The sequence below is a fragment of the Arthrobacter sp. UYNi723 genome (genome assembly GCF_054057635.1).
The window spans coordinates 1-3,886 of record NZ_JBSRZM010000066.1; the positions used below are offsets into that span (position 1 = coordinate 1).

A 3,886-nucleotide genomic window follows, 5' to 3' on the forward strand; every position below is an offset into this window, starting at 1 on the left:
GTGGGAGAGCCCCCCAACCTGGTGGTTGGGGGGCTCTCGACCGTTTTAATGATGTTCCGGCGGTGACCTACTCTCCCACACCCTCCCGGGTGCAGTACCATCGGCGCTGTGGGTCTTAGCTTCCGGGTTCGGAATGGGACCGGGCGTTTCCCCCACGCTATGACCGCCGTAACCCTTCTACCCGTCACACCCGGGAGGGTGTGTGGGAAATCAGTGGTTACAACATGCTCCTGCCGGTTAAGGCAGGTGTGGTGTTGTTATTTTGTTGTTAGTTCCTCAAGCAACGGGTTTGTTGTTTGGGAACCACATAGTGGACGCAAGCAGTCTTGTTATCTTCGTACCAGTGCTTGGTGTGAACGTCTTTTGAATGCCGTTCACGCATTGGTGTGTGGTGTAAGTTATCGGCCTATTAGTACCGGTCAGCTTCACGAGTCGTTAGTCCTCGCTTCCACATCCGGCCTATCAACCCAGTGGTCTGGCTGGGGGCCTCTCACACACAAGGTGTATGGAAATCTCATCTCGAAGCGAGCTTCCCGCTTAGATGCTTTCAGCGGTTATCCCATCCGAACGTAGCTAATCAGCGGTGCACTTGGCAGTACAACTGACACACCAGAGGTTCGTCCGTCCCGGTCCTCTCGTACTAAGGACAGCCCTTCTCAAATTTCCTGCGCGCGCAGCGGATAGGGACCGAACTGTCTCACGACGTTCTAAACCCAGCTCGCGTACCGCTTTAATGGGCGAACAGCCCAACCCTTGGGACCTACTCCAGCCCCAGGATGCGACGAGCCGACATCGAGGTGCCAAACCATGCCGTCGATATGGACTCTTGGGCAAGATCAGCCTGTTATCCCCGAGGTACCTTTTATCCGTTGAGCGACGGCCATTCCACAATGTACCGCCGGATCACTAGTCCCGACTTTCGTCCCTGCTCGAGATGTCTCTCTCACAGTCAAGCTCCCTTGTGCACTTACACTCGACACCTGATTGCCAACCAGGCTGAGGGAACCTTTGGGCGCCTCCGTTACTTTTTAGGAGGCAACCGCCCCAGTTAAACTACCCATCAGGCACTGTCCCTGACCCGGATTACGGGCCGAAGTTAGATGTCCAAAGTGACCAGAGTGGTATTTCAACGATGACTCCACCCGAACTGGCGTCCGGGCTTCAACGTCTCCCACCTATCCTACACAAGCCACTCCGAACACCAATACCAAACTATAGTAAAGGTCTCGGGGTCTTTCCGTCCTGCTGCGCGTAACGAGCATCTTTACTCGTACTGCAATTTCGCCGAGTTTATGGTTGAGACAGCGGGGAAGTCGTTACTCCATTCGTGCAGGTCGGAACTTACCCGACAAGGAATTTCGCTACCTTAGGATGGTTATAGTTACCACCGCCGTTTACTGGGGCTTGAATTCTCAGCTTCGCCGTAAGGCTAACCGGTCCTCTTAACCTTCCAGCACCGGGCAGGAGTCAGTCCGTATACATCGTCTTGCGACTTCGCACGGACCTGTGTTTTTAGTAAACAGTCGCTTCCCCCTGGTCTCTGCGGCCCCGATCCCCTCCCACCAGCAAGTGGTGTTCAAGGTTGGGGCCCCCCTTCTCCCGAAGTTACGGGGGCATTTTGCCGAGTTCCTTAACCATAATTCTCTCGATCGCCTTAGTATTCTCTACCTGATCACCTGTGTCGGTTTGGGGTACGGGCGGCTAAAACCTCGCGTCGATGCTTTTCTCGGCAGCATAGGATCACCAAATCCCCCCGTGAGGGGGTCCCATCAGATCTCAGGCATCATGAACGGCGGATTTGCCTACCGTTCGCCCTACATCCTTAGACCGGGACAACCATCGCCCGGCTTGGCTACCTTCCTGCGTCACACCTGTTAATACGCTTGCCTCCCAGGATCAGGTCCCGCGCTCCACCAAAACCCACATCACCCCGAAGGGCGGGCGGGCAGGTATCGGGCGGTTAGTATCCCCTGTTCAACATGGACGGTTTTTCGCCGGTACGGGAATATCAACCCGTTGTCCATCGACTACGCCTGTCGGCCTCGCCTTAGGTCCCGACTTACCCAGGGCAGATTAGCTTGACCCTGGAACCCTTGATCATTCGGCGGACGGGTTTCTCACCCGTCTTTCGCTACTCATGCCTGCATTCTCACTCGTGTAGGCTCCACCGCTGGTTTACACCGCGACTTCACTGCCCACACGACGCTCCCCTACCACTCCAGACGCCTGAACCAACCCACAAGGGGCGGCTTAGCTAATATCTGAAATCCACAACTTCGGCGGTGTACTTGAGCCCCGCTACATTGTCGGCGCGGAATCACTTGACCAGTGAGCTATTACGCACTCTTTTAAGGATGGCTGCTTCTAAGCCAACCTCCTGGTTGTCTTCGCAACTCCACATCCTTTCCCACTTAGCACACGCTTAGGGGCCTTAGTTGGTGGTCTGGGCTGTTTCCCTCTCGACTATGAAGCTTATCCCCCACAGTCTCACTGCTGCGCTCTCACTTACCGGCATTCGGAGTTTGGCTGACGTCAGTAACCTTGTAGGGCCCATTAGCCATCCAGTAGCTCTACCTCCAGCAAGAAACACGCAACGCTGCACCTAAATGCATTTCGGGGAGAACCAGCTATCACGAAGTTTGATTGGCCTTTCACCCCTACCCACAGCTCATCCCCTCCATTTTCAACTGAAGTGGGTTCGGTCCTCCACGACGTCTTACCGTCGCTTCAACCTGGCCATGGGTAGATCACTTCGCTTCGGGTCTAGATCACGCCACTGCAACGCCCTATTCAGACTCGCTTTCGCTACGGCTTCCCCACACGGGTTAACCTCGCGACGTAACACTAACTCGCAGGCTCATTCTTCAAAAGGCACGCCGTCACACCCATACAGACAAGCTGCAGATGCTCCGACGGATTGTAAGCACACGGTTTCAGGTACTGTTTCACTCCCCTCCCGGGGTACTTTTCACCTTTCCCTCACGGTACTGGTCCGCTATCGGTCATTAGGGAGTATTTAGGCTTATCAGGTGGTCCTGACAGATTCACACGGGATTTCTCGGGCCCCGTGCTACTTGGGATACTCTCCAGGCGGCACAAAACATTTCGGTTACGGGGCTCACACCCTCTCTGGCCGGCCTTTCAAGACCGTTCACCTATGCCTGCACATCACACCTCACTGTCCCGGCAGAGACAGTATGGAAAGTCCCACAACCCCGACCATGCAACGCCCGCCGGCTATCACACATGGAACGGTTTAGCCTGATCCGCGTTCGCTCGCCACTACTGACGGAATCACTATTGTTTTCTCTTCCTGCGGGTACTGAGATGTTTCACTTCCCCGCGTTCCCTCCACGCACCCTATGTGTTCAGATGCGGGTCACCAGGCAGCTCGCGCCCCTGGCGGGGTTTCCCCATTCGGACACCCTGGGATCACAGTCCGGTTATCGACTCCCCCAGGCTTATCGCAGATTCCTACGTCCTTCTTCGGCTCCTAATGCCAAGGCATCCACCGTGTGCTCTTAAAAACTTGACCACAAAAGATCAAAAACGCTAATTTTCGAGAGAACCACGAAAACCACCCGGACACCACCACCACAACCCCAAAGGGCCACAGCAACAGACGCCCGGACAGATCCAGGTTCATATATTCTTGGAAATTGCTTCTTATAAAAGATGCTCGCGTCCACTATGTAGTTCTCAAACAACAACCCCAAACCACACACCCCACACACCCAAAAGTGCGCGCTCGATGCAGCCAGGAAACCAGAAACAAACAAACACCGGACAGATGAGACCGCAACCCGTAAGCTGCAACCCCATCCCCCGGTCCTGTTGCCTCAGGACCCAACAGTGTGCCAAACACTAAACCACCCACCCCACTCCC

At 55.1% G+C, this 3,886-nt stretch carries 2 rRNA genes; both read right to left on the reverse strand.

What is annotated here, in order from left to right:
- Positions 1-54: 54 nt before the first annotated feature.
- A 5S ribosomal RNA gene (gene rrf, locus ACVWY0_RS22095) occupies positions 55-171 on the reverse strand.
- 217 nt (positions 172-388) lie between these two features.
- A 23S ribosomal RNA gene (locus tag ACVWY0_RS22100) occupies positions 389-3,535 on the reverse strand.
- Positions 3,536-3,886 lie beyond the last annotated feature (351 nt).